Genomic DNA, 24,163 nt, shown 5'->3' on the forward strand with positions numbered 1-24,163 from the left:
ATGAGCATGATTATTGTGGGCGGCGGTATGGCCGGAGCAACGCTGGCGCTGGCCGTCTCGTCGCTAACGCAGGGTCGCCTGCCGGTGCATCTTGTCGAGGTCACCTCACCCGATGATTATACCCATCCGGGATTTGACGCGCGCGCGATTGCGCTGGCGCAGGGCACCTGTCAGCAGCTAAATGCCATTGGCGTCTGGCCTGCACTGGCAAACTGCGCAACGCCGATTACCGATATTCACGTCAGCGATCGCGGGCATGCCAGTTTTGTGAACCTTAACGCTGGTCATTATGGCGTTGAGGCGCTGGGGCAGGTGGTTGAGCTTCACGACGCGGGGCAGCGGCTGTTTTCGCTGCTTTCGGATGCGCCGGGCGTACATCTGCACTGTCCTGCGCGGGTGGTCGAGGTGACTCGCCGCGCCGACAGCGCCAGCGTAACGCTCGACAACGGCGAAATCCTTAAGGCCAGTCTGCTGGTCGCCGCCGACGGTTCAAACTCGACGCTGGCCCAGCACTGCGGGATTCGCTGGCACCGCGACAGCTATCAGCAGATTGCCATCATCGCCAATATCACGACTGGTCAGCCGCATCAGGGCCGTGCCTTCGAACGATTCACCGAGCACGGTCCGCTGGCGCTGTTGCCGATGTCTACAGGGCGCAGCTCGCTGGTCTGGTGTCATCCGGTTGAAAAACAGGCTGAAGTTAAGGCCTGGAGCAGCGACCAGTTTCTGTCCGAGCTACAGCAGGCGTTCGGCTGGCGTTTGGGCAAGATGCAGCAAACCGGCGCGCGCCACTGTTATCCATTACAATTATTAACCGCCAGCGGGCACATTAGTCATCGACTGGCGCTGGTCGGCAATGCGGCGCAGACGCTGCATCCGATAGCCGGGCAGGGCTTTAACCTTGGCCTGCGCGACGTCATGACGCTGAGCGAAACCCTCGCCAGCGCATGGCAAGAAAATCAGGACATCGGCAGTTATCAGGTATTAAGCCGCTATCAACAACGCCGTCAGCCCGATCAGCGGGCAACCGTCGGCATCACCGACGGGCTGGTGCGAATATTCGCCAATCGTTATGCACCGCTGGTGGCAGGACGCAGCCTTGGCCTGATGGCCATGGAGCGGATCCCCCCACTGCGTGATGCTTTTACCCGCCGCACCCTGGGCTGGACAGAACGCTGAAGGCGCTTGCGAAGGCCCAGCCTGACCGCAGAAAAATGACAGGAATGAATTAAATTATGCAATCTTTTGATGTGGTTATCGCCGGTGGCGGCATGGTCGGACTGGCGCTTGCCTGTAGCCTGCAAGGCAGTGGCCTGCGCATCGCGGTGCTCGAAAATCGCCTGCCCGACGACGCCCCTTTACCGGCCATTCCCGGCGTGCGTGTCTCCGCCGTCAACGCCGCCAGCGAACGTTTACTGCAACACATCGGCGTTTGGGACAACATTATCGGCCAGCGCGCTAATCCCTATCAGGGCATGGAAGTGTGGGACCGCGACAGCTTCGGCAAAATTGCCTTCCGCAGCGAGGAGTTCGGCTTTAGCCACCTTGGGCACATTATCGAAAACCCGGTTATCCTTCGCGCCCTCTGGCAGCGTGCAGAGCAGCTCAGCGAGGTTGAAATCTTTGCCCCTGCGCAGCTGAAAAACGTTGCCTGGGGGGAGAACGAAGCCTTTATCAATCTCGAAGACGGACGCATGCTCAGTGCACGTCTGGTGGTCGGTGCCGACGGCGCGCACTCGTGGCTGCGTCAGCATGCGGACATCCCGCTGACCTTCTGGGACTACCGCCATCATGCACTGGTTGCGACGATTCGCACCGATGAGGCGCACCAATCGGTGGCACGCCAGGTATTCCACGGTGAAGGCATTCTGGCCTTCTTGCCGCTGGCCGACCCGCATTTATCTTCTATTGTCTGGTCCGTATCGCCGGAAGAGGCCGAGCGGCTGTTGGCGCTGTCCGATGCCGAATTCAACAAGGTTCTGGCCAGCACCTTCGACCTGCGTCTGGGCGTGTGCGAGGTCATCAGCGAGCGCCAGTCGTTCCCGCTGACCGGTCGCTATGCCCGCAGTTTTGCCGCTCAACGCCTGGCGCTGATTGGCGACGCCGCGCATACCGTTCATCCGTTGGCGGGTCAGGGGGTCAATCTGGGCTTTATGGACGTCGCCGAGTTAGCGTCGGAAATCAAACGCTTGCAGCGTGAAGGCAAAGACTTCGGTCAGCACATGTATCTGCGTCGCTTTGAACGCAAGCGCAAGCACAGCGCTGCGCTGATGCTGGTGGGCATGCAGGGGTTCCGTGAACTGTTTGCCGGCAACAATCCGGCCAAGAAGCTGCTGCGCGACCTCGGTCTGACGTTGGCGGATTCACTGCCGGGCGTGAAGCCGAAACTGCTGCGTCAGGCGATGGGATTAAACGACTTACCCGAGTGGCTCCAGACCCAATAGCTTCAGCTGAAATAATCTAATTTCATCCCATTTTTTCCATTACTTTTTCTAATCTGGTGCCGGATTTTGCGAACCGCAAATGACGTGAAATTCGGCACCTGCGTTATATAACATCGACCGATTCCTCATTTAATTGTAGATTTTGCGTCATTAACCCCATTTTTCTAGTTAAAAATTCTGCATCATAGCCTCCGCAAATTCCTGACAAAACGCCAACACCGAATATTTTAACTTATGGTTAGCAGGGTCATTCGGTGATAACGTTCAGGAAAAGGTATCGTTTGCGTCGGCACAGATCTTGCACTGGCTCTTGGATGAAAGTTGGCCGCAAGGCCGGCGAGGAGCCGGGTAATTCGCTTCGGAAAAGAATGAGGAAAAAGATGACAAAGCAGACTCGGTTATATGACAGTCATGTCGCCTGTGGCGCACGTATGGTCGATTTTCACGGCTGGATGATGCCGCTGCATTATGGCTCCCAGCTCGATGAACACCATATTGTTCGCCGCGACGCCGGCATGTTTGATGTCTCCCATATGACCATCGTCGATTTGCACGGCGCACGTACCCGTGAGTTCCTGCGCTATCTGCTGGCAAACGACGTCGCCAAGCTGACCCAACCGGGCAAGGCGCTGTACACCGGCATGCTCAATGAGTCCGGCGGCGTTATCGATGACCTGATTGTTTATTACTTCACTGAAGATTTCTTCCGCCTGGTGGTTAACTCTGCGACCCGTCATAAGGATCTGGAGTGGATAACCGACCACGCCGCGCCGTTCTCCGTTGAACTGACCGTTCGTGATGACCTGGCGCTGATAGCCGTTCAGGGGCCGCAGGCACAGGAACGCGCACAGACGCTGTTCAGCGAGGAGCAAAAACAGGCCGTGAGCGGCATGAAGCCTTTCTTTGGCGTGCAGGCCGGCTCTCTGTTTATTGCCACCACCGGCTACACCGGTGAAGCCGGTTACGAAATTGCTCTGCCGCAGGAAGACGCTGCCGATTTCTGGCAAAAGCTGCTTGATGCGGGCGTACAGCCAGCCGGTTTGGGCGCGCGCGATACGCTGCGTCTGGAAGCGGGCATGAACCTGTACGGACAGGAAATGGACGAAGACGTTTCCCCTTTGGCCGCCAACATGGGCTGGACTATCGCCTGGCAGCCTGAAGACCGCCGTTTCATTGGCCGCGACGCGCTCGAAAAACAGCGTGCAGAAGGGACCGATCTGCTGGTGGGTTTGGTTATGACCGAAAAAGGTGTATTACGTAATGAGCTGCCGGTGCGTTTCACCGATGCGGCCGGTAATGTGCGTGAAGGCGTAATCACCAGCGGTTCATTCTCTCCAACGCTCGGCTACAGCATTGCGCTGGCTCGCGTGCCAGCAGGCATCGGCGAGCAGGCAGTGGTGCAGATCCGCAACCGCGAAATGCCGGTGCGCGTCACCAAACCGGGTTTCGTGCGTAACGGCAAAAGCCTGGTATAAAGCACATTTAAATTATTGATTATTTAGAACTTAAAAAACTCTTTCGGAGATTATTTATGAGCAATGTTCCAGCAGAATTAAAATACGCGACCTCTCATGAATGGGTGCGTTCTGAAGGCAATGGCGTTTACAGCGTCGGCATCACCGAGCACGCACAGGGTTTGCTGGGCGACATGGTGTTTGTCGATTTGCCTGAAGTGGGTCGCACCGTGGAAGCGGGTGAAGACTGCGCGGTAGCCGAATCCGTGAAGGCTGCCTCAGATATCTACTCGCCAATCAGCGGCGAAATCGTTGCCGTTAACAGCGAACTGGAATCCTCTCCAGAGCTGGTCAACAGCGAGCCATACGGCGAAGGTTTCCTGTTCCAGATTAAAGCCTCCGACGAATCCGAGCTGGATGCACTGCTGGATGCGGCTGGATATCAGGCCACTCTGGAAGACTGAATTTCTCGTCGCCCTTGAAGCTACAGCGGCGTTGGCAGCGTTTGTTCTCCCCGGTCACTCACTGAGTAAGCTGCCGGGGACTGTTCAAAATTGCCGCCTTGCTGTAGCGCCAATGACTTAGAGAAATCCTGCTGTTGTTTGTGCAGACATAGATGCACACAAGATTTAGTTAGCTCTCGATACCTCAATGTAAGATTTCAGGAATGCGTAGCAAATGACTCAGACTCTCAGCCAACTTGAACACAGCGAAGCCTTTATTGGCCGCCATATCGGTCCATCTTCTACACAGCAGCAGCAAATGCTGGAGACCGTAGGTGCCAGCTCGCTGAACGCCTTGATCCAGCAAATTGTCCCGGCGGATATCCAGTTACCTGGTCCCCCGGCTGTCGGCGATGCGGTAACCGAACATCAGGCGTTGGCTGAGCTGAAAGCGATTGCCAGCCAGAACCAGCGCTACAAATCTTACATCGGTATGGGCTATAGCGCGGTGCTGACCCCGCCGGTTATCCTGCGTAACATGCTCGAAAACCCAGGCTGGTACACCGCGTATACGCCGTACCAACCCGAAGTTTCTCAGGGGCGCCTTGAGGCGCTGCTGAATTTCCAGACCCTGACCCTGGACTTGACCGGCCTGGACCTGGCCTCTGCGTCACTGCTCGACGAAGCAACCGCCGCCGCTGAAGCAATGGCTCTGGCCAAGCGCGCCAGCAAGCTGAAAGACGCTAACCGTTTCTTCGTGGCCGACGACGTGCATCCGCAGACCCTCGACGTGGTCCGTACCCGTGCCGAAACCTTTGGTTTTGACATCATCGTCGATAAAGCCGAAAAGGTGCTGGAACTCGACGGCGTGTTCGGTGTGCTGGTGCAGCAGGTTGGCACCACCGGTGAAGTGCATGACTACAGCGCACTGTTCACCGAGCTGAAATCTCGCAAAATCATCACCAGCGTTGCCGCGGATATCATGGCGCTCGTTCTACTGACCGCTCCCGGCAAGCAGGGCGCAGACGTCGTCTTTGGTTCGGCGCAACGCTTCGGCGTGCCGATGGGCTACGGCGGTCCACACGCCGCCTTCTTCGCCTGCCGCGACGAGTTCAAACGCTCGATGCCTGGCCGTATTATCGGTGTTTCACGCGATGCAGCAGGCAACACCGCGCTGCGAATGGCGATGCAGACCCGCGAGCAGCACATCCGCCGCGAGAAGGCCAACTCCAACATTTGTACCTCTCAGGTGCTGCTGGCAAACATCGCCAGCCTGTATGCCGTGTTCCACGGACCTGAAGGCCTGAAACGCATTGCTAACCGTATTCATCGCCTGACCAACATTCTGGCTCTTGGCCTGAAGAAAGGCGGCTTGACGCTGCGTCATAATACCTGGTTCGACACCCTGACTGTCGAAGTCCAGGACAAGGCTGCGGTGCTGGAACGCGCGCTAAGCTTCGGTCTGAATTTCCGTACCGATATTCACAACGCCGTGGGCATCACGCTGGACGAAACGACCTCACGCGAAGACGTGCAGAACCTGTTCGCGGTATTGCTGGGCGATGACCACGCTCTGGACATCGACGCACTCGACAAGGCAGCCAGCACCGACAGCAACGCCATTCCGGCTGCGGTACTGCGTCAGGATCCTATTCTGACTCACCCGGTATTCAACAAGTACCACAGCGAAACCGAGATGATGCGCTATATGCACCGCCTCGAGAAAAAGGATCTGGCGCTGAATCAGGCGATGATCCCGCTGGGTTCCTGCACCATGAAACTTAACGCTGCGGCAGAGATGATCCCCATTACCTGGCCGGAGTTCGCTGAACTGCATCCGTTCTGCCCGATTGAGCAGGCGAGCGGTTATCAGCAGATGATCGGGCAGCTTTCACAGTGGCTGGTGCAGTTAACCGGCTATGACGCGGTGTGCATGCAGCCTAACTCAGGCGCACAGGGCGAATACGCGGGCCTGCTGGCGATTCGTCATTACCACGAAAGCCGCAACGAAGGCAGCCGTCATATCTGTCTGATCCCAAGCTCTGCGCACGGCACCAACCCGGCGTCGGCACAGATGGCGAGCATGAGCGTAGTGGTGGTTGCCTGTGACAAGCAGGGCAACATCGACCTCAGCGATTTGCGTGAGAAAGCGGCACAGGCGGGTGACGAGCTGTCCTGTATCATGGTGACCTACCCGTCTACCCATGGCGTGTATGAAGAAACCATCCGCGAAGTGTGCCAGATTGTTCACCAGTACGGCGGTCAGGTTTATCTCGACGGCGCGAACATGAACGCCCAGGTTGGCATCACGACGCCGGGCTACATCGGCGCGGACGTGTCGCACCTTAACCTGCATAAAACCTTCTGTATCCCGCACGGCGGCGGCGGTCCGGGCATGGGCCCAATCGGCGTTAAAGCGCATCTGGCACCGTTCGTTCCGGGCCACAGCGTGGTACAGATTGACGGCGTTCTGACCCAGAACGGCGCGGTTTCTGCGGCACCGTTCGGCAGCGCCTCTATTCTGCCAATCAGCTGGATGTATATCCGTATGATGGGCGCAGAAGGTCTGAAGCAGGCGAGCCAGGTCGCTATCCTGAACGCCAACTATATTGCTACCCGTTTGAAAGACGCGTATCCGGTGCTCTATACCGGTCGTGACGGCCGCGTGGCGCACGAATGTATTCTTGATATTCGTCCGCTGAAAGAGGCAACCGGCATCAGCGAAATGGACATCGCCAAGCGTCTGATCGACTACGGTTTCCACGCACCGACCATGTCCTTCCCGGTGGCGGGAACGCTGATGGTTGAGCCAACGGAATCTGAAAGCAAAGTTGAACTGGACCGCTTCATCGATGCGCTGCTGTCTATCCGCGCTGAAATCGAAAACGTGGCACAGGGCAAATGGACGCTGGAAGACAACCCTCTGGTGAATGCGCCACACACGCAGGCGGAGCTGGTCTGTAACTGGACCCACGATTATACCCGTGAGCTGGCGGTGTTCCCGGCGGGAAGTGAAGACAAGTACTGGCCAACCGTGAAGCGTCTTGATGACGTGTACGGCGACCGTAACCTGTTCTGCTCCTGTGTACCGATTAGCGACTACGAATAATACGTTTCGCAGGATTAGGTCGATAAAAAAATCCCTGACAGCGATGTCAGGGATTTTTGTTTTTATCGACCAATTGAGGCGATTAAAGCTCGATTTTAACCTGTACGGCGGCAACCCAGGCGTCAGTGATGACCTTGCTGGAGAATGCGCCAGGATCTTTGTCATATTGCAGGCTTGGACGCACTGATAGCCAAGGCGTCGCCTGAACGTTATAAGACAGTTCCACCAACTGCTCGGCCATGCTCAGGTTCTCTGCCGCATCGGCACCGGCATAGTTTCCGGCTGCGCGCATGTTGGCAATATCAACATCGCGGCTCTTTCTGTTGTAAGACGCTTTGCCGTAACCGATGGCGATAGAGTCTTTAGGACGCGACTCGAACGGGCCATTCAGTATCAGGCCAGCGGCGTACCAGTGACGGAAAGGCGCGGTGGCGGCGTCCGTTGTAGTCCACTGCCCGAAGACGTGCAGGTTCTGCGATTTCAACGCCTGTGACTGCCATACCGTCTGGTCTGCCAGCACGTAGCCGCCGCTGCGACCGGATGACTTACTCTGGCTGTCGCCGATACGCGCAACTTTAGAGGTGTCGTGGTAATAGCCAAACTTATACTGTCCCGGCAGGAAGCCGTGATAGCTATAAATAAGCTCTACGGGAATGATGGCCCCGGTCGTTCCGCTGCTGAAAGGCTTGAAGGCCTTGGACGGCGCGGAGTTGGTCTGCGGGTTAACGTTAAAGATGGCCGTATGTAACGCCCAGCTCTCGTTGAAATCATAGCGCAGTTCACCCCCGAAGTGTGCCGTCGGGTAGTTGCCCCAACCGCTGCTGCCTGACAGGCTGAGTGGGTGAGCATCAAAACCGGCGTTCACAAAGTTGCCGAGAATCGGCATGCCGCCAAAGTCATTGCCCATCGCCATCAGGCCAACCTTATAGGTAAGCTTCGGCGTCAGCAGCCAGTTGGCATAGCTGAATTCTGACAGTCGGGTGTATTCGCCCCCTACGTCTTCCTGAACCGGCAGACGGTTACCGACCAGATCGCTAGAGGTGCTGCGCCCGCGACGATCGTTGATGGTAACCTGAAGGGTACCCGCGTGCTCAGCGTCGAACATTTTATTCAGATCAAAGGTGGCACCCACTTTGACCTGCTGCGCGTAACGTGTGCCATAGCTTTCGCCACCGTGTAACACGCCTGCTGTTTCAGAAACATATTCACCACTAAGGGTTACACCGTCGTTTTTAAGCTGAGTACGAGCACCGCCCCAGTCGCCGGTTAATGTGTCCTGATTAAGAAAATCAGTAGCTTGAGCCTGAACAACGCTCCCCGCTGACCAAATTAAAATACCTGCAGCCAGAGGGGAAAGAGCAAGAAATTTTGTTTTCATTGTATATGAAGCCTGAAATGCAGAGAGAAATCCGGCGCATTATACATTGAACCAAATGATTCGAAATATATTTGCTACAAAATAGCAACTTTTGATCATGCTCTATAACTTAGAATGAGGAATTACTTTAAACGTACTTGCTCAAGTGTTTTAAACAGTAAAATTTTATCCGCCTCATTGAGGTTTTTTTGCTGAAGCTGGGCGATAAATTCGGCTTGGTTATCCGGTGAAATACGACCATTAGCCTTGAGCTCGACCGCCAGACGCTGGAGGATCCGCGTCGATAATCCGGCAATGTCCTGGCGTATTGACTCCAGCGGGCGCGGCTTCCAGTCGGTTTCCGGCGTGGAGAGCCAGTCGGCACGATAGCGATACTGAATGGCTTTCGCTGCGCTCATCTGCGCCACGATAAAGGGTTTGACCGAGTTTGGATCCAGCCCCAGACCTTCCGCCACTTTTTGGGTGTCTTGCAACACTCTGTCTTCCTGCGCCACTACCTCAACCGGCTGGTGGTTTTCCGCCTTACTGCTGGCGACGTCTTTCATATAGGAGAGACGTTCATTGATGAGCCCCGGAAGATTGCCGTTTTCTGAGGCCTGTACGTTGAGGGGGAGCGTGCTGAGCGTAACGCTGGCCAGCATCAGGCAAGCGAGCAGTTTTCTCGTCGGATGAAAATTTTTTCCCGAATGAAACAGTGAAGAAAGGCGTGACGAGGATAAATAGGCTGCCGGAGATTTCATCGTTATTATTCCCTTAATATTGGTTATGTTATCTATCGTGTGCGTAAAGCATCATACGCAATCGGGTAAAAAATGGGCACCAATAAGCCGTCAGTTTTTACACTAAATGGACAACGTTAGAGAAGGATTTACTATGAGCAAAAACATCGCGCTGGTCACCGGCGGCAGCCGTGGCATTGGACGAGCAACGGCGCTGTTGTTGGCCGAACGGGGCTATCAGGTTGCGGTTAATTATGTGAATGACGCCAAGGCGGCACAGCAGGTTGTTGATGAGATAAAGGCAAACGGCGGAAAGGCGCTGGCGATTCAGGCTGACGTTGCCGATGAAAATCAGGTCGTGGCGATGTTTAGAAAAATTGCCGATGAAATGGGGCCGTTAACCGCTTTGGTTAATAATGCGGGCATTTTGTTTCAGCAGTCGACGATTGAAAATCTCAGCGCCGAGCGGATTAATCGCGTGTTAAGCACTAACGTGACCGGCTATTTTCTCTGCTGCCGCGAGGCGGTGAAAGTGATGTCGACGCGCCACGGTGGGCAGGGTGGGGCGATAGTTAACGTCTCTTCAGCGGCCTCACGGCTGGGTGCGCCGAATGAATACATCGACTACGCGGCGTCGAAAGGGGCCGTCGATACCTTGACCACGGGTCTCTCTCTCGAAGTGGCGGCGCAGGGCATTCGCGTTAACGGCGTCAGGCCCGGTTTGATCTATACCGAGATGCACGCCAGCGGCGGCGAGCCGGGGCGGGTCGACAGGCTAAAAGCCAATCTGCCGATGCAGCGCGGCGGCCAGCCTGACGAGGTGGCACAAGGGATTGTCTGGCTGCTCTCAGACGCCGCGTCTTATGTGACCGGCAGTTTTATTGAACTGTCTGGCGGAAGATAATCCCCTTGAACGTCGTTCTTAACCGCGCAACAGCGCATTGCGGAACGACAGAATATGTCCCTCGGCGGCATCGGCGGCGGCCTGTGCGTCCCGTGCCGCCAGTGCGCTTATAATCGCCCGATGCTCCTCAATAACTTCCTGCATGTGCCCCTCTTTCGACAGTGAGCTGGCCCAGAAGCGCTGCGCCTGCGCGTGCAGCACGCTGAGAATATCCATCAGCATTTTGTTGCCTGCAACCTTGGCCAGCAGCTGATGAAACTGGTTATCCAGCAGCATCATGCCATCGCGATCGCGCTGTTGGCTGGCGACCTCAATTTGTTGGTTGATGGCTTCAAGCTCGGCGATGTCCTGAGCAGCAATGCGCTGGCTGGCCAGCTTCATACATAGCACCTCATTCGCCAGACGAACTTCAATCAGTTCCAGCGCGTCGTCTATCGACAGCGGCGACACCATCACTCCCTTGCGCGGAATAATTTGCAGCAGCCCTTCATTCGACAGCCGGTGGATGGCCTGATTAACCGGCGTACGACCCATCGACAGGTCGCTCATCACCTGTGCGGTATTCAAATATTCGCCTGGCTTATAGCTCAGGGTCACCAGCGCCTGCTTGAAACGGCGATACGCCTGCTCGTTTAACGACAATCCTGCTTCATCAATCGCCGGTCTTTCCTGCGTTTCTGTGACCTCGGTCTTCACATCCAGCTCCTGCTGAAAAGATTTTTAGACATTCTACACAAAAACATGGCACGGAAATCGCTTATTTAATGAATGAAGTTATAGTGAAATTTCACTGTGTTTTTAAAAAAGATTAATTAATAGAGGATCTGCCCGATGAAACTGACCTTCACACTGCCGGCATTAACGACCGGAAATCAACCCTCCAGCTCAGACGCGGCAAGGATCGAGGTCGATATCGACAGTCTGGTGATCGCCGGATGGGCAGGACGCGATCCTGAAGCCATCATGCACCACATTAGTGAGCTTGAGGCGCTGGGCGTGCCCCGTCCGAGTGCAGTCCCGCTGTTTTACCGCGTGGCCGCCAACCAGCTGACGCAAAATAAATCGGTAGAAGTGATAGGCCGTGCCAGTTCCGGTGAGGCCGAAGTGTTTATTTTCACCCATCAAGGGGAGCTCTACGTCTCGCTCGCCTCCGATCACACCGACCGTGAGCTCGAGTCGCACAGCGTGGCACTGTCGAAGCAGCTGTGTGTGAAGCCTGTGGCAACGGTCGCATGGCGTATGAGCGAAGTGGCAGCCCATTGGGATCAGTTGATCCTGCGTGCCTGGATCAAGGAAGACGGTGAATTTCGTCTGTATCAGCAAGGGCCGCTGTCGAGCCTGCGTCAGCCCGACGACCTGCTGAGCCGTTATCTGAACGGCGACCCCCTTCCGGCAGAAGGGTTAGGGATGACCTGTGGCACCGTCGCGGCGATAGGTGGCATTCGTCCTGCAACAGAGTTTCGCATGGAGCTGGTCGATGAACGCCTCGGGCGCAGCATCAGCCATGCCTATCACAGCCTTGAACTGCCCGTCGTTGCCTAACGGCGGCGTTAACCCAACTTGAGCCACCCCAGGAAGCAACGATGAATTCTCACCTTTCATTAAGCCTACAGCAGGCGATTGAACAACTGGCACTCGGCACGGTAACCCCCGAGCAGCTGACCGAGCAGGCACTGGCCCAGATTTCTGCCGAAGACGGCGAAGGCCGCCGCGCCTTCACGCAGGTTTATGCGCAGTGGGCGCGTGAGCAGGCGGCGGCTTCCACCGCGCGCCGTGCCGCCGATAACGCCCTTTCACCGATTGACGGTGTGCCGGTATCGGTCAAGGACCTGTTCGACGTGTCGGGTTATGTCACCACCGGCGGATCGCGCGTGCTGGCCGAGGCACCCGCCGCCACGGCGCACGCCGAGATAGTCGAAAGGTTGCTTAAGGCCGGTGCGGTGATAGTGGGTAAAACCAATATGACCGAGTTTGCCTATTCGGGGCTGGGCATCAACCCGCATTACGGCACGCCGGCTAACCCCTGGGATCGCACAGCGCGCCGCATTCCGGGTGGCTCTTCATCGGGCGCGGCCGTTTCCGTTTCTGACGACATGTGCTTTGGCGCGGTCGGCAGCGATACCGGCGGCTCGGTGCGCATTCCGGCCGCGTTCTGCGGACTGACCGGTTTTAAACCGACGGCACGCCGAATTTCCATGGCTGGCGTGTTGCCGCTCTCAGCCTCGCTCGACTCGGTAGGCACCCTGGCCCGTGATGTCGCGAGCTGCGTTGCGCTCGACGCAGCCATCGCCAAACAACCGTTATCACTGACGGTGAAAGACTTGTCCGAAGCGCACTTTGCCGTTCCGCAAACTTTGGTACTCGACGGTCTCGATGCCGCAGTGAGCGATGCCTTTGCTCGCGCGATTGCCCACCTGAGGCAGGCCGGTGCCACGGTGACCGAAATCCCTCTGACCGAACTCTCTGAACTGGCGACTATCAACGCCAGTGGCGGTTTCACCGCGCTGGAATCGTGGGCGTGGCACAAAGATTTAATCGCGCAACGCGCGGACGGCTATGACCCGCGCGTGGTCTCGCGCATTCGCCGCGGTGAGCCGTTGGGCGAAACCTCGCGTCAACGGCTGGTGCAGCAGCGCACTGACTGGCAGCAGCGGGTCAGCGCGCGGGTACAACAGTATGACGCGCTGCTGATGCCGACTGTGCCTTTTGTCGCGCCGGGTATCGCCGAGCTTGAAGCCGATGAGGAGCTCTATTTCCGTATCAACGGTGCCGCGCTGCGTAATCCTTCTGTTATCAATTTCCTCGACGGCTGTGCGGTCTCCCTGCCTTGTCAGGCCGAAGGCGCTGCGCCGGTCGGGTTGATGGTTGCGGCACTGCCGATGCAGGACGAGGCGCTGATGAGCTGGGCACTGGAGATAGAACGCTGCCTTAACGCCTGATTTCTACTTCTCAATTTTAATAAACAGAAACAGACACGACGACACTTATTCACCACTCTGGACAATGACAGGAACCATTATGAACTCTTCCCATCAGGGCATGCTTTTTGTAGCAACCGACGTCGCCGCTCAGGACGAAGCGGATTTCAACCAATGGTACGATCGTGAACACGTCGAAGAACGTGTGCGGATCGAAGGCTTCCTGTCCGGCACGCGCTATCAGTCGCTGAAGGGCGGACGCAAATATCTGGGCCTGTATAAAACCCGATCGCTCGAAAGCTTTACCTCCGCGGCGTATCACGCGGCCTTTACCCGCCAGACTGCATGGTCAGTCGCCAATCTGCAAAAGATGCAGTCGCCCATGCGCCGCGTCTGCGCAATTAGCGCGGTGGTGGGCATAGGCAACGGTAGCCATCTCGCCATCATTACGCTGCCGGCGGATACGGAAGAAAGTCGTATTGCCGAGTTGGGGACCACGCTGTTTGCCCACGACGGATTTATTCGCTCTAGCTTGTTAACGCCGGATACGGCACTCAGCACGCCGTTGCCGAAAGAGTCGACCGATAACCGCCAGCTGCTGCCGATGATGTTGCTTGAAAGCAGCAGCCTTGAAGCCTCCGAACGTCTTGCCGCGCACGCCTGCCACGCGCTGGACTACCCGCTTGACGAGGTGCTGCACTACGGCCTCGGCTGGCAACTGACCGCACAGGAGTTGAAATTATGAGTCTTTCTTCGACCGATAATCCAAAGATTTTATCTCCGAAAACCGCCAGCGCTGAGCATACTCCGCCTAACACCGGACGTTTGGCGGCGGCCAGTTCGATTGGTACCGCGCTGGAATGGTACGACTTTACCGTCTACAACATCATGGCCGCGCTGATTTTTAACCACGTGTTCTTTCCGTCATTCGATCCGCTGGTTGGCACGATTCTGGCCTTCTCGACCTACGCGGTCGGCTATGTGTCACGCCCAATCGGCGGCATGGTGTTTGGTCATCTGGGAGACGTACTCGGGCGCAAATTTGTACTGGTGACCACGCTTGTTATCATGGGGGTGACCACGGCGCTGATGGGCATGCTGCCAGGCTATGCAAGCTGGGGTATCTGGAGTCCGCTGCTGTTGGTCAGCCTGCGCTTTATTCAGGGCATTGCGCTCGGCGGGGAATGGGCCGGTGCGGTACTGCTGTCGATGGAGCACGGAAAACCCGAGCAGCGTGGGCGTAATGCTTCGTTTGCGCAGGTGGGGCCGTCATGCGGCACGCTTATTGGCACCGGGCTTATCACGCTGGTCACGGTGTTTCTTTCTGCCGATGACTTCCAACTGTGGGGCTGGCGTATTCCGTTCGTGCTGAGTCTGGTATTGGTGATGTTCGGCCTGTGGCTGCGCCGTGGCGTCGGTGAGACGCCGGCGTTCCTTAAACTGGAGCAGACTAAAAACACCACCCACACGCCGATTAAAGAAGTATTCAGCCAGCATCTGCGGCCTCTACTGGTCGCCGGAGGAGCACGCATTGGCTCCGACGTGCTCTATGCGCTGGTGGTGGTCTTCACGCTAACCTACGTGACCACGGTTCTGCATCTACCGCGACCGTTGGCGCTGACGGCCACTATGCTCGGCGCGCTCGGTAACGCCATCACCGTACCAATGTTTGGTGCGCTGTCGGATAAATGGGGCCGCCGTCCGGTATATATCATGGGCGCTGCGTTAGCGATTGCCTGGTCTTTCGTCTTCTTTATGCTGCTCGATAGCGCGCACCCGGTGCTGATTTGTCTGGCGGTGATCGGCGGACTGCAGGTTCACGCCATTATGTACGGTCCGCAGGCGGCGTTTGTGACCGAACAGTTCCCCACGCGCGTGCGCTATGCGGGTTCTTCGCTGGCGTATACGCTTTCGGGGATCGTCGGCGGTGGTTTTGCGCCATTGATCATCACCTCATTGTATAAAGAATACAGCACCACGTTGGCGGTCTCGGGCTATGTCACATTGACGCTGCTTATCACTCTGCTAGCCGTATTTGCGGCCAAAGAGACGGCCAAAAAACCGCTATAAATACCGAGCGCTGTTTCGGGAAAAGAACCGTTAAAGCGATCCTTTGTGGTCGCTTTTTTTATTGCTCCTGCGCCGGGTCTTGCGGGTGCATTCCCCTGTTTTACGGCCGCGATTCCCTGAGCATCTTCACCGATTCCGCTTTGAATTTTCATCCCAACTCATCCAGCGATGACCGAATTCGGTCAATGCCACACAAACGGTCATAAACGGTCAAAAACTTTGGCGAGGAATTGTGACCGTTTGCCTAAATGCCAGTGACGGCTTGCAAGATTGAAAGCGATTTAATGCAGGCCCCACCACAAATCCTGAATTAAAGGTTTCACCTTTTCTCATTTTTTTTTGACAACTATCACACGGAGAACGCGGCAAAAAGACCGCGCTGCCCGCTTTGAGGCAACGCGCATTCAGCATGCGAGCGGTTGCGTATCTTAATAAACATCGGGAAGGGGAAAAAAATGCTGCCTGTAGAACGTCATCGCTTTATTACCGAAGTCCTTAGCCAACGTGGTCGGGTGCTGGTGCAGGAGGTCGCTGCCATGTGCCATATCTCGATGGAGACCGCGCGCCGCGATCTCGCGCTACTCGAGAAACATGGGGTGCTGTTGCGCAGCCACGGTGGAGCGGTGTTTGTGAATCGCCATGAAAATGAAACGCTCTACGTGCCTGCGCAGATAGAACAGGGTGAATCATTTCGCGAGCGCAGCAATCAGTCACCGGACCAGAAAACGCGCATCGCTAAACGAGCGCTGGCACTGATTAATCCCGGTGACTGCCTGCTGCTCGACAGCAGCTCGACCAGTTGGTTTCTGGCGCGCCAGCTGCCGGATATTCAGCTGGTGGTGCTGACCAATTCGCTGCACATCATCCAGACCCTGGCCGCCAAGGCCAACGTAAAAACCATCGGGCTGGGCGGTGAATATTCGGCCAAGTATGAGGATTTTATCGGCGTGCTGGCCGAGAAGATTTTGAAAGAGTTCGTGATTAACAAACTGTTTTTCTCCTGTCACGGTATTAGCCATGAAGGCGGTATTCGTGAGAGCAACGAGCATCACGCGCGTCTCAAGCAGCAGATGGTGCTGTCGTCGGAGCACAAGATTTTGCTGGCCGACTCCAGCAAGTTTGGCCGCCGCTCGTTTGCCCGTATCTGCCATTACCGGGAGATAGATACGTTGATTACCGACTCCCTGGAAGACGATGAGTTCCGTCAGGAACTGGCCTGGAGCAACGTCAACGTGATTGAGGTTTCGCCGGTCAGGAGCAAGCCAAAGACCCACCGGGGAGATCCTTTTCCCATTTAAAAAACATCTTATCGATAAGTCACAACAACAATAACAGCCGTGGTGAGCCACTGACTGCGGTAAAAAACTGACATTTTGTGGAGTAATCAACATGAAGAAAACTGTCCTTGCCTGCCTGTTCGCTACCGCCTGTCTTTCTTTATCGGTGCACGCCGCCGACAAGATTCGCATGGGCGTGGTGGTAAAGGTTGGGGGAAATCCGTGGTTTAACGCGATGGAGGTCGGCATCAAGCAGGAGGCGGCGAAAGAAGGGATCGACGCCTTCCAGGTTGGCCCAACCGGCGCCGATCCTGCCCTGCAGGTGCGTGCTATCGAAGACCTGATTGCTCAGAAGGTCGACATCATCGGCGTAGTCCCGAACGATGCAAAAGTGCTGGAGCCAGTGTTGAAACGCGCTCACGACGCCGGAATCAAAATTATTACCCACGAATCACCGGATCAGAAATACGCCGACTGGGACTTTGAGATGGTCGATGCGCAGCAACACGGCATCAACCACATGATTGCTCTCGCAAAATGCATGAAAGAGACCGGCAGCTATGCGGTCTACGTTGGCAGTCTGACCGTGCCGGTGCACAAGACCTGGGCCGACGCCGCAGTGAAATACCAGCAGGAACACTACCCCAATATGCACCAGGTGGGCGACCGCTTTGGCGTAGCCGAATCGCTGGATGACACCATCCGCACCACCAATGACCTGATGTCCAAGTACCCGGATCTAAAAGGCATTCTGGCTATCGGCTCTCAGGGACCGATTGGCGCAGGCCGTGCGGTATTGAACCGCGGCAAGGCGGGCGATATCTGCGTATTTGGCCCGTTCAGTCCGGGGCAGGGGGCGTCACTGGTGAAAAGCGGCGCCATCAGCGGGGGGTATATCTGGAACCCGATGGTCGCGGGTGAAATCTTCGTGCGCATCGCCGGAATGATGGCGAAGGGCGAGAAAATCACCGACGGCATGGACATCGAAGGCATGGGCAAGGTGAAGGTCGATGAGACGACGCACACCATCGTAGGTAACCGTACCGAAAGTCTCGACAAAGACAACCTGCCGAAACTGGTCAAAATGGGGCTGTAATTATGGCGATCTCCGAGATTATCCAGCATGACACGACGGGCACTGAAAGCGTGCGTCCGTTAATCGACGTCAAAGACCTTTCCGTGACCTTCGGCGGACAGCGTGCGCTGAACAATATTGCTCTGCGGCTGATGCCCGGCGAAGTGCACTGCCTGGCCGGGACTAACGGCTGCGGTAAAAGCACGCTGATTAAGATCATCTCGGGGGTCTACCAGCCTGACAGCGGCTGCAAAATTTCACTCGGCGAGCAGACGTTCAGCAAACTGACGCCGGATCAGGCGCGCAGCTTTGGCATTCAGGTTATCTATCAGGACCTGTCGCTGTTCCCGAATCTGAGCGTCGCCGAGAACATCGCTTTTGAGCATAACCTGCACGGCCTGCTCGGCTGGTATCGCCCTGGGCGTCTGCGCCAGACCGCGCAGCGCATTCTCGACGAACTGAACTTTTCGCTCGATCTCGACAGCAAGGTTGCCGAGCTGCCGATTGCCCAGCGTCAGCAGGTTGCGATTTGCCGCGCGCTGGTCGCCGATGCGCGGCTGGTTATCATGGACGAACCGACGGCGTCGCTGACCCGCACCGAGGTCAATCAGCTGCTGCGTACCGTGCACTATCTCAAGCAGAAGGGGATAAGCGTCGTGTTCGTCAGCCATCGTCTCGATGAGGTGCTGGAGATTTCCGATCGCGTGACGGTCATTCGCGACGGTCAGAAAGTCGGGACCTTCCCGGCAGCCGAGGTCAGCAGCGAAAGACTGACCGAGCTGATGACCGGTCTGAAACTCAATTACGCGCTGAAAGCGGCCAACCAGCACGATGAACGCATCATGCTCGAGCTGGACAACCTCAGCCGCGCCGGTCAATACCACAACGTCAATCTCAATCTGTATCAGGGCGAAGTGCTTGGCCTATGCGGTCTGCTGGGATCGGGGCGAACCGAGCTGGCGCTCAGCCTGTTTGGCATGACCAAACCCGACAGCGGAAAAATCTATCTCGACAGCAAGCCCGTGCGCTTTCGCGGTCATGAAGACGCCATCAAGTCCGGCATCGGCTACGTCTCCGAGGATCGCCTGACGCTGGGGCTGGTACAGCAGCAGTCGGTGGGAGACAACACCGTACTGGCGATTATGGAAACGCTGCGCAGTCGTTTTCACTTGATCGACGAGTATCGTAAAAACCGCATTGTCCTTGAATGGATCGAAAAGCTGGGCGTTAAGGTGGCCAGCCCGGATCAGGCCATCTCGACGCTGTCCGGCGGCAATCAGCAAAAGATCGTGCTCGCTAAATGGGTGCTGACGCAGCCGAAGATCCTGATCCTTGACTCGCCAACGGTGGGCGTTGACGTCGGTGCCAAGGCCAGCATTTATCAGTTGATCCACCAGCTGGCGGCAGAAGGGATCTCCATCTTACTGATTTCAGACGAAGTTCCTGAAGTGTATTTCAACTGTGACCGAGTACTGCACTTTAGCGAAGGCACTGTACTGGGCGAATACTTCCCGCGCGGAATAACGCAGCAGCAGCTTGCGGAGGCGGTAAATGCTTAATCTCAACCGATTGAAACCCGCCAGTAACGAGGGCTATCTGGCCTGGGTGCTGGTGGCACTGATTGTCATTTTTACGCTGTCGACGCCGCAGTTCATGACGCTGCGCAACCTGCTGGATCTCAGCGAAAGCTACGCGGTCAGCGGCATCTTTGCGCTCGGCCTGTTCGTGGTGCTGGTCACCGGCGGTATCGATATCTCCTTCGCCGCCGTCGCGTCGGTGGTGCAGTACATCATTGCCACGCTGGCCATTCGCTACGGCATGACCAATCCGCTCGGCAGCATAGTGCTGGCGATGGCTATCGGGACCACGCTGGGCATGGTTAACGCGGTGCTTATTTACTGTCTGCGCATTGTGTCGATCATCGTCACCATCAGCATGCAGTCGCTGCTGTTTGGCATGCTGATGTGGCTCACCAACGGGACCAGCCTGTACGACCTGCCTGACTGGCTCATTACCCCCTTGAAAGTGCTGCCTTTTAGCGTCGGAGCCGAGCATTACCAGATTGGGTTACCGCTGGTCGTGATGCTGCTGGTCGCCGCGATGACCTGGGTGCTGTTAAACAAAACGCACCTCGGGCGGCAGCTGTTTGCCGTCGGTGGAGACCAGGAATCCGCACGCCGTATCGGCATTCGCGTGGGGCTGCTGCACCTGTTTGCCTATGGCTATCTCGGCGCAATGGCGGCGATTGGCGGTCTGGTGCAGGTTTATCGCGTCGGCGAGGTGGTGCCTAACGCGTTGGTCGGCGGTGAGCTCGACGTACTGGCCGCGGCGGTGCTGGGCGGTGCCAGCCTCAACGGCGGCAAAGGGAGCGTCGTGGGGACGCTGATGGGCGTATTTCTGATTGGTATCCTGAAAAACGGGCTGAATCTGATAGGCGTGTCCAACTACTTCATGAATGTGGTGATCGGCGGCGTGATCGTGGTGGCTATCACCGTTACGCATTACAAGAAACGCAAAGAAACCGACGTCGGCTTTGCCTGATGCCTGTTTTTGCTGATACCCAAGGAGTGCAGCCATGTTTGCAAAATCCAAGAGTTTAACGATGAAACAGAAAACCGACAGCAAGGTCCTCCCGCTTCCACGTTTCAAAATGGACGCAACCAATATCGGGCTGATTTTGCTGCTGGTTCTGGTGGTGGTGGGCTTCAGCATCGCCATGCCGGGACGTTTTTTCAGTGACGCAACCTTCATGAGCGTTGCCTTCCAGCTGCCCGAACTGGGCCTGCTGACCCTGGCGATGTTTATCCCCATCCTGAGCGGCGGTCTGAATTTGTGCATTATCGCCACCGCCAATTTGACTAGCCTGCTGATGGCCTGGGTGTTTATGACCTATCTGCCGCCGGACGCCAGCCTGCTGATGCAGGCGGTGTGGCTGACTCTGGCGCTGGTTGGGGCAATGATTCTGGCGCTGGCAATCGGCGTGCTGACCGGCGCGCTGGTGGCCTATATTGGCGCGCACCCGATTCTGGTGACGCTGGCGACCATGACTATGGTCAACGGCATTGGTATCTATCTTTCACGCGGCGCTGCGTTGAGCGGCATGCCGGACATCGTGCGCTTTATCGGGGCCGAGACCGTGCTCGGCGTGCCGGTACCGCTGATCGTTTTCCTGGCGACCGCGGTGGTTATTTCGGTATTTCTCGAGCGTACCCGCCTCGGTAAATACATCTACATGAGCGGCAGCAACATCAATGCCACCCACTTTAGCGGCGTGAACACCCATCGCGTACTGATTGCCATCTACGTGCTGTCGAGCATGCTTTGCGTGATTGCCGGACTCATCATGATGGCGCGCTTCAATTCGGCGCGCATGGGCTACGGCGACTCTTATCTGCTGCTCACCGTGCTGGCGATCATTCTCGGGGGAACGGATCCGTTTGGCGGCTTCGGCAAGGTCAGCGGCGTAGTGCTCTCGCTGATTGTTTTACAGGTTATCGCGACCGGTCTGAACCTGCTCAATGTCAGTCCGCACTTCAGCCTGGCGATGTGGGGCGTGGTGCTGATTGCGGTGCTGGCGGTGAAATTCTTCCGCAACCGTTATTTGCAACGTCGGGCCAGCCGCCGCAGCGCCGCCAAAGCGCGCGCCGCTCAACTTTGAATTAAAGAAATCAATTAATGACTGACAACTCTCTGACCATCGGCCTCTGGGGCCATGAGGAAAACGCCATGGAATACAAAATTTCGCCTTCATTAATGTGCATGAGCCTGTTTGATATCAAAGAGCAGCTCTCGGTGCTCAATCGCCGCGCTGACATGCTGCACATCGATATCATGGACGGACACTATGTGAAAAATATCACCCTGTCGCCGTTCTTTATCGAGCAGATTCGTCCGCACACGCCGCTGGTGCTGGACGTGCATATGATGGTGGAGAATCCGACCGACTTTATCGAGGCGATCGCCAACGCGGGTGCCGATTTTATCTGTCCACACGCTGAAACCATCAACCGCGATGCGTTTCGCGTGATCAACCAGATCCGATCGTTCGGCAAAAAGGTCGGTGTAGTGTTAAATCCGGCGACGCCGGTGGAATTTATTCAGCACTATATTCACCTGCTGGACAAAATCACCATCATGACGGTCGATCCGGGCTATGCCGGGCAGCCGTTCATCCCTGAAATGCTCAATAAAGTCAGCCAGCTGCGTGCCCTGAAGCAGCAGCATGGCTACAAATATCTGATCGAAATCGACGGATCCTGCAACGAACGCACCTATCAGGATCTGATGGCCGCTGGCGCAGAAGTCTTGATCGTGGGCACCTCTGGCCTGTTCAATCTGGATAAAGATCTGGATAAAGCCTGGGACAAAATGCTCGATCAGATGCGTCTGGCACGTCAGGCAGCCTAAGGGCAGGAGAGCCGTATGCGGTATTTTCTCGGCGTAGATATTGGCGGAACCAGCACGCGTTTGATGCTGATGGACAGCAGTCAGACGTTTCATGGTTACAGAAAAGTGGCGACGCAGTCTTGGGCGGGGTTGAGCGACCCGCTGAGCGGCCTTCAGCAGGTGATTAGCGACTATTTACAGCAGGCGGGCAAGGCAGAACAGGTTGCCAGAGTGATGCTGGGGCTGCCCGGGATCCTCTCGCGCGATCGCCAGACCGTGCTGTCACTGCCGTTTATTCCGGCGCTCGACGACCAGCCCGTTGCACGGCTGCTGTCAGAGCGACTGGGGTTGCCGGTGGTCATGGACAAAGACGTTAACCATCTGATGTGGTGGGACTTAACCCGTCTGGCGCAGCTGCCTGACGTGGCGGTCGGCGTGTATCTCGGCACCGGGCTTGGCAACAGCCTGTGGCTTAATCAGGACTTTTATCACGGTGCACACGGCGCGGCCGGTGAACTCGGTCACATTCCGTTGGCAGGAAATCCGGCACTTTGTCCCTGTGGCAAAATCGGCTGCGTCGAGACGCTGACCTCGGGCAACTGGCTGGCGGGGTGGAAGCGTCAGCATGCCGCCGAGACGGCGTTTGAGCGGCTGTTTACCGACTTCGGCGAGCATCCTGATTTAGTCGAATTTGTTGACCGTCTGGGGCGGACGATCGCGACTGAAATGAACATCCTCGACCCGCAGTATCTGGTGCTCGGCGGCGGCGTGCTGTCGATGGCGGGATTCCCGCTGTCGAGGCTCGAACGGCAAATTCGCAGTCATCTGCGCGGACCGCAACCGGCCAATGGTCTGACGATAGTGTTGAGCGGCGTAACGGATGAAACGGGCTGTCGCGGCGCCTGTCTGGCCGCCGAGCGCGACTTTAATCTTTATGAACCTCAGGGTTCCGGCATCGCAATGCCACTAAGGAGAAAGGCATGAAGAAAGGCAAAGTCTGCGTTTTAGGCTCTTTTAACCTGGATATCGTGGCGGGAATGTCACGTTTTCCGCAGCCGGGCGAGTCGTTGATTGCCCATAACAGCATGATGGGGGCGGGAGGCAAAGGGGCCAACCAGGCGGTCGCCGCCCTGCGCGCCGGGGCGCGCGTACACTACATAGGTAAGGTCGGACGCGATGATTTCGGCACCTTTGCACGCCGCCACCTCGACAGCGCCGGGTTTGACGCCGTCACGCTTTTTTCAACCGCCGATTACCCGACCGGCAACGCGCTCATTTATGTGGCGGGCGTCGATGCCGAAAACATGATTGCCGTCGATCCGGGCGCGAACCTGACTTTTACTCAGGACGAGATAGAACAGTGCCGACCTGCTATCGCCGCCGCCGACATCCTACTCACGCAGCTTGAAAACAATCTTCCGGCCATTGAGAGGGTCATTGATATTGCCGCCGAGGCCGGGACGTACATTATTTTAAACCCTGCGCCTTTCCAGCCGGTTTCCGACCTACTGTTGTCGAAAGTGGATCTGCTGACCCCCAACGCTACCGAGTGCACGTTGCTGACCGGAATTGAAGTCAACGATATTGCCTCGGCGCAGCGGGCAGCGAAGGTGTTGCATGGCAAAGGCATCAAGGCGCTGATTATTACGCTCGGTACGCAGGGCGCGCTGCTGTCGGTGGCGGGGCAAACGCAGCTGATTGCCGCCATTCCTGCCGTGCCGAAAGACACCACCGGTGCAGGCGACGCTTTTAACGGCGCGCTGGCCTCACAGCTCGCGGGCGGTATGCCGCTGGACGATGCGGCCCGTTTTGCTTCAGCCTATGCGTCGGTGTGCGTCGAAAGAGCGGGGGCGGCCGCCTCGATGCCAAGCTACGAAGAGGCGCTGGAGCGTCAGGCGTCCGCTCAGCCGCAGATTGTTCAATAACATTTGCATATTAAATAATCACATTACTGACATTTTACTGAAATACAGAAAGACTAGGGTA

General features: G+C 56.7%; 21 protein-coding genes. 18 read left to right on the top strand and 3 right to left on the bottom strand.

Annotation, left to right across the window (positions count from 1 at the left end; translation table 11 throughout):
• The 5 genes from ubiH (at nt 1) to gcvP (ending at nt 7,450) form a co-directional block, all read left to right on the top strand.
• Nucleotides 1–1,179, top strand: a complete 1,179-nt coding sequence (gene ubiH, locus O1V65_RS22190; protein ID WP_269130043.1) for a 2-octaprenyl-6-methoxyphenyl hydroxylase — start codon at nt 1–3, stop codon at nt 1,177–1,179.
• Between the two features lie 56 nt (nt 1,180–1,235).
• Nucleotides 1,236–2,444 carry an FAD-dependent 2-octaprenylphenol hydroxylase gene (gene ubiI / locus O1V65_RS22195; RefSeq protein WP_017491326.1) on the top strand — a complete coding sequence of 403 codons (1,209 nt, stop codon included), beginning with the start codon at nt 1,236–1,238 and terminating at the stop codon, nt 2,442–2,444.
• 380 nt (nt 2,445–2,824) lie between these two features.
• The gene (gene gcvT / locus O1V65_RS22200) at nt 2,825–3,919 is read left to right on the top strand and encodes a glycine cleavage system aminomethyltransferase GcvT (protein WP_084912840.1); all 1,095 of its coding nucleotides are present in this window, start codon (nt 2,825–2,827) and stop codon (nt 3,917–3,919) included.
• A 56-nt stretch (nt 3,920–3,975) separates the two neighbouring features.
• Entirely contained in the window at nt 3,976–4,362 is a 387-nt protein-coding gene (gcvH, locus tag O1V65_RS22205; RefSeq protein ID WP_017491328.1) for a glycine cleavage system protein GcvH, read from the top strand.
• 214 nt (nt 4,363–4,576) lie between these two features.
• Nucleotides 4,577–7,450 (top strand): aminomethyl-transferring glycine dehydrogenase, encoded by a 2,874-nt coding sequence (gene gcvP / locus O1V65_RS22210; RefSeq protein ID WP_017491329.1) that lies wholly within the window; start codon nt 4,577–4,579, stop codon nt 7,448–7,450.
• A gap of 82 nt (nt 7,451–7,532) precedes the next feature.
• Here the strand turns inward: gcvP and O1V65_RS22215 are convergent, their stop codons facing one another.
• Both O1V65_RS22215 and O1V65_RS22220 read right to left on the bottom strand, forming a co-directional pair.
• Nucleotides 7,533–8,828, bottom strand: a complete 1,296-nt coding sequence (locus O1V65_RS22215; protein ID WP_017491330.1) for a carbohydrate porin — start codon at nt 8,826–8,828, stop codon at nt 7,533–7,535.
• A 122-nt stretch (nt 8,829–8,950) separates the two neighbouring features.
• Nucleotides 8,951–9,469 carry a chorismate mutase gene (locus tag O1V65_RS22220; protein ID WP_038327922.1) on the bottom strand — a complete coding sequence of 173 codons (519 nt, stop codon included), beginning with the start codon at nt 9,467–9,469 and terminating at the stop codon, nt 8,951–8,953.
• 232 nt (nt 9,470–9,701) lie between these two features.
• On the opposite strand from O1V65_RS22220, the gene O1V65_RS22225 reads away from it, so the two are divergent.
• Nucleotides 9,702–10,451, top strand: coding sequence for an SDR family oxidoreductase (locus O1V65_RS22225; protein ID WP_227989997.1), 750 nt, complete (start codon nt 9,702–9,704; stop codon nt 10,449–10,451).
• Between the two features lie 18 nt (nt 10,452–10,469).
• Here the strand turns inward: O1V65_RS22225 and O1V65_RS22230 are convergent, their stop codons facing one another.
• Nucleotides 10,470–11,147, bottom strand: a complete 678-nt coding sequence (locus O1V65_RS22230; protein WP_017491333.1) for a GntR family transcriptional regulator — start codon at nt 11,145–11,147, stop codon at nt 10,470–10,472.
• A 135-nt stretch (nt 11,148–11,282) separates the two neighbouring features.
• Between O1V65_RS22230 and O1V65_RS22235 the strand changes: the two genes are divergently transcribed.
• The 12 genes from O1V65_RS22235 to rbsK all read left to right on the top strand — a co-directional run bounded on the left by O1V65_RS22235 (nt 11,283) and on the right by rbsK (nt 24,102).
• Nucleotides 11,283–11,993, top strand: a complete 711-nt coding sequence (locus O1V65_RS22235) for a DUF2848 domain-containing protein (protein WP_084912844.1) — start codon at nt 11,283–11,285, stop codon at nt 11,991–11,993.
• A gap of 41 nt (nt 11,994–12,034) precedes the next feature.
• Nucleotides 12,035–13,390, top strand: coding sequence for an amidase (locus tag O1V65_RS22240; protein WP_017491335.1), 1,356 nt, complete (start codon nt 12,035–12,037; stop codon nt 13,388–13,390).
• A 79-nt stretch (nt 13,391–13,469) separates the two neighbouring features.
• Nucleotides 13,470–14,114 carry a DUF4286 family protein gene (locus tag O1V65_RS22245; RefSeq protein WP_017491336.1) on the top strand — a complete coding sequence of 215 codons (645 nt, stop codon included), beginning with the start codon at nt 13,470–13,472 and terminating at the stop codon, nt 14,112–14,114.
• The gene (locus O1V65_RS22250; protein WP_017491337.1) at nt 14,111–15,439 is read left to right on the top strand and encodes an MFS transporter; all 1,329 of its coding nucleotides are present in this window, start codon (nt 14,111–14,113) and stop codon (nt 15,437–15,439) included. The genes O1V65_RS22245 and O1V65_RS22250 overlap by 4 nt, the downstream gene beginning before the upstream one ends.
• A 455-nt stretch (nt 15,440–15,894) precedes the next feature.
• Nucleotides 15,895–16,737: a DeoR/GlpR family DNA-binding transcription regulator gene (locus tag O1V65_RS22255; protein ID WP_017491338.1), complete on the top strand. Its 843-nt coding sequence runs from the start codon at nt 15,895–15,897 to the stop codon at nt 16,735–16,737.
• Between the two features lie 91 nt (nt 16,738–16,828).
• Nucleotides 16,829–17,812 carry a substrate-binding domain-containing protein gene (locus tag O1V65_RS22260; protein ID WP_017491339.1) on the top strand — a complete coding sequence of 328 codons (984 nt, stop codon included), beginning with the start codon at nt 16,829–16,831 and terminating at the stop codon, nt 17,810–17,812.
• A gap of 2 nt (nt 17,813–17,814) precedes the next feature.
• Nucleotides 17,815–19,350: a sugar ABC transporter ATP-binding protein gene (locus tag O1V65_RS22265; RefSeq protein ID WP_269130044.1), complete on the top strand. Its 1,536-nt coding sequence runs from the start codon at nt 17,815–17,817 to the stop codon at nt 19,348–19,350.
• Nucleotides 19,343–20,332, top strand: coding sequence for an ABC transporter permease (locus O1V65_RS22270; RefSeq protein ID WP_017491341.1), 990 nt, complete (start codon nt 19,343–19,345; stop codon nt 20,330–20,332). Before O1V65_RS22265 ends, O1V65_RS22270 begins: the two co-directional genes overlap by 8 nt.
• A 34-nt stretch (nt 20,333–20,366) precedes the next feature.
• Nucleotides 20,367–21,449, top strand: coding sequence for an ABC transporter permease (locus O1V65_RS22275; RefSeq protein WP_017491342.1), 1,083 nt, complete (start codon nt 20,367–20,369; stop codon nt 21,447–21,449).
• Between the two features lie 68 nt (nt 21,450–21,517).
• On the top strand, nt 21,518–22,198 hold the full coding sequence (gene alsE, locus O1V65_RS22280; protein ID WP_026110459.1) for a D-allulose 6-phosphate 3-epimerase: 681 nt from the start codon (nt 21,518–21,520) through the stop codon (nt 22,196–22,198).
• A gap of 15 nt (nt 22,199–22,213) precedes the next feature.
• Nucleotides 22,214–23,161: an allose kinase gene (gene alsK / locus O1V65_RS22285; RefSeq protein WP_017491344.1), complete on the top strand. Its 948-nt coding sequence runs from the start codon at nt 22,214–22,216 to the stop codon at nt 23,159–23,161.
• A complete protein-coding gene (gene rbsK / locus O1V65_RS22290; RefSeq protein WP_269130045.1) occupies nt 23,158–24,102 on the top strand; it encodes a ribokinase in 945 nt (314 codons plus the stop codon). Before alsK ends, rbsK begins: the two co-directional genes overlap by 4 nt.
• Nucleotides 24,103–24,163: the final 61 nt, after the last annotated feature.

It is taken from the genome of Rouxiella badensis (assembly GCF_026967515.2).
Taxonomy (GTDB): Bacteria; Pseudomonadota; Gammaproteobacteria; order Enterobacterales; family Enterobacteriaceae; genus Rouxiella; species Rouxiella badensis.

Excerpts from the sequence above, each read along its gene's own strand:
- gcvP (WP_017491329.1), top strand. The coding sequence starts at position 4,577 with ATGACTCAGACTCTCAGCCAACTTGAACACAGCGAAGCCTTTATTGGC.
- O1V65_RS22270 (WP_017491341.1), top strand. The coding sequence starts at position 19,343 with ATGCTTAATCTCAACCGATTGAAACCCGCCAGTAACGAGGGCTATCTG.
- O1V65_RS22265 (WP_269130044.1), top strand. The coding sequence starts at position 17,815 with ATGGCGATCTCCGAGATTATCCAGCATGACACGACGGGCACTGAAAGC.
- O1V65_RS22225 (WP_227989997.1), top strand. The coding sequence starts at position 9,702 with ATGAGCAAAAACATCGCGCTGGTCACCGGCGGCAGCCGTGGCATTGGA.
- gcvH (WP_017491328.1), top strand. The coding sequence starts at position 3,976 with ATGAGCAATGTTCCAGCAGAATTAAAATACGCGACCTCTCATGAATGG.
- O1V65_RS22245 (WP_017491336.1), top strand. The coding sequence starts at position 13,470 with ATGAACTCTTCCCATCAGGGCATGCTTTTTGTAGCAACCGACGTCGCC.
- ubiI (WP_017491326.1), top strand. The coding sequence starts at position 1,236 with ATGCAATCTTTTGATGTGGTTATCGCCGGTGGCGGCATGGTCGGACTG.
- alsE (WP_026110459.1), top strand. The coding sequence starts at position 21,518 with ATGGAATACAAAATTTCGCCTTCATTAATGTGCATGAGCCTGTTTGAT.
- O1V65_RS22260 (WP_017491339.1), top strand. The coding sequence starts at position 16,829 with ATGAAGAAAACTGTCCTTGCCTGCCTGTTCGCTACCGCCTGTCTTTCT.
- O1V65_RS22250 (WP_017491337.1), top strand. The coding sequence starts at position 14,111 with ATGAGTCTTTCTTCGACCGATAATCCAAAGATTTTATCTCCGAAAACC.
- O1V65_RS22220 (WP_038327922.1), bottom strand. The coding sequence starts at position 9,469 with ATGCTGGCCAGCGTTACGCTCAGCACGCTCCCCCTCAACGTACAGGCC.
- O1V65_RS22235 (WP_084912844.1), top strand. The coding sequence starts at position 11,283 with ATGAAACTGACCTTCACACTGCCGGCATTAACGACCGGAAATCAACCC.
- O1V65_RS22240 (WP_017491335.1), top strand. The coding sequence starts at position 12,035 with ATGAATTCTCACCTTTCATTAAGCCTACAGCAGGCGATTGAACAACTG.
- O1V65_RS22215 (WP_017491330.1), bottom strand. The coding sequence starts at position 8,828 with ATGAAAACAAAATTTCTTGCTCTTTCCCCTCTGGCTGCAGGTATTTTA.
- O1V65_RS22255 (WP_017491338.1), top strand. The coding sequence starts at position 15,895 with ATGCTGCCTGTAGAACGTCATCGCTTTATTACCGAAGTCCTTAGCCAA.
- ubiH (WP_269130043.1), top strand. The coding sequence starts at position 1 with ATGAGCATGATTATTGTGGGCGGCGGTATGGCCGGAGCAACGCTGGCG.
- rbsK (WP_269130045.1), top strand. The coding sequence starts at position 23,158 with ATGAAGAAAGGCAAAGTCTGCGTTTTAGGCTCTTTTAACCTGGATATC.
- alsK (WP_017491344.1), top strand. The coding sequence starts at position 22,214 with ATGCGGTATTTTCTCGGCGTAGATATTGGCGGAACCAGCACGCGTTTG.
- O1V65_RS22275 (WP_017491342.1), top strand. The coding sequence starts at position 20,367 with ATGTTTGCAAAATCCAAGAGTTTAACGATGAAACAGAAAACCGACAGC.
- gcvT (WP_084912840.1), top strand. The coding sequence starts at position 2,825 with ATGACAAAGCAGACTCGGTTATATGACAGTCATGTCGCCTGTGGCGCA.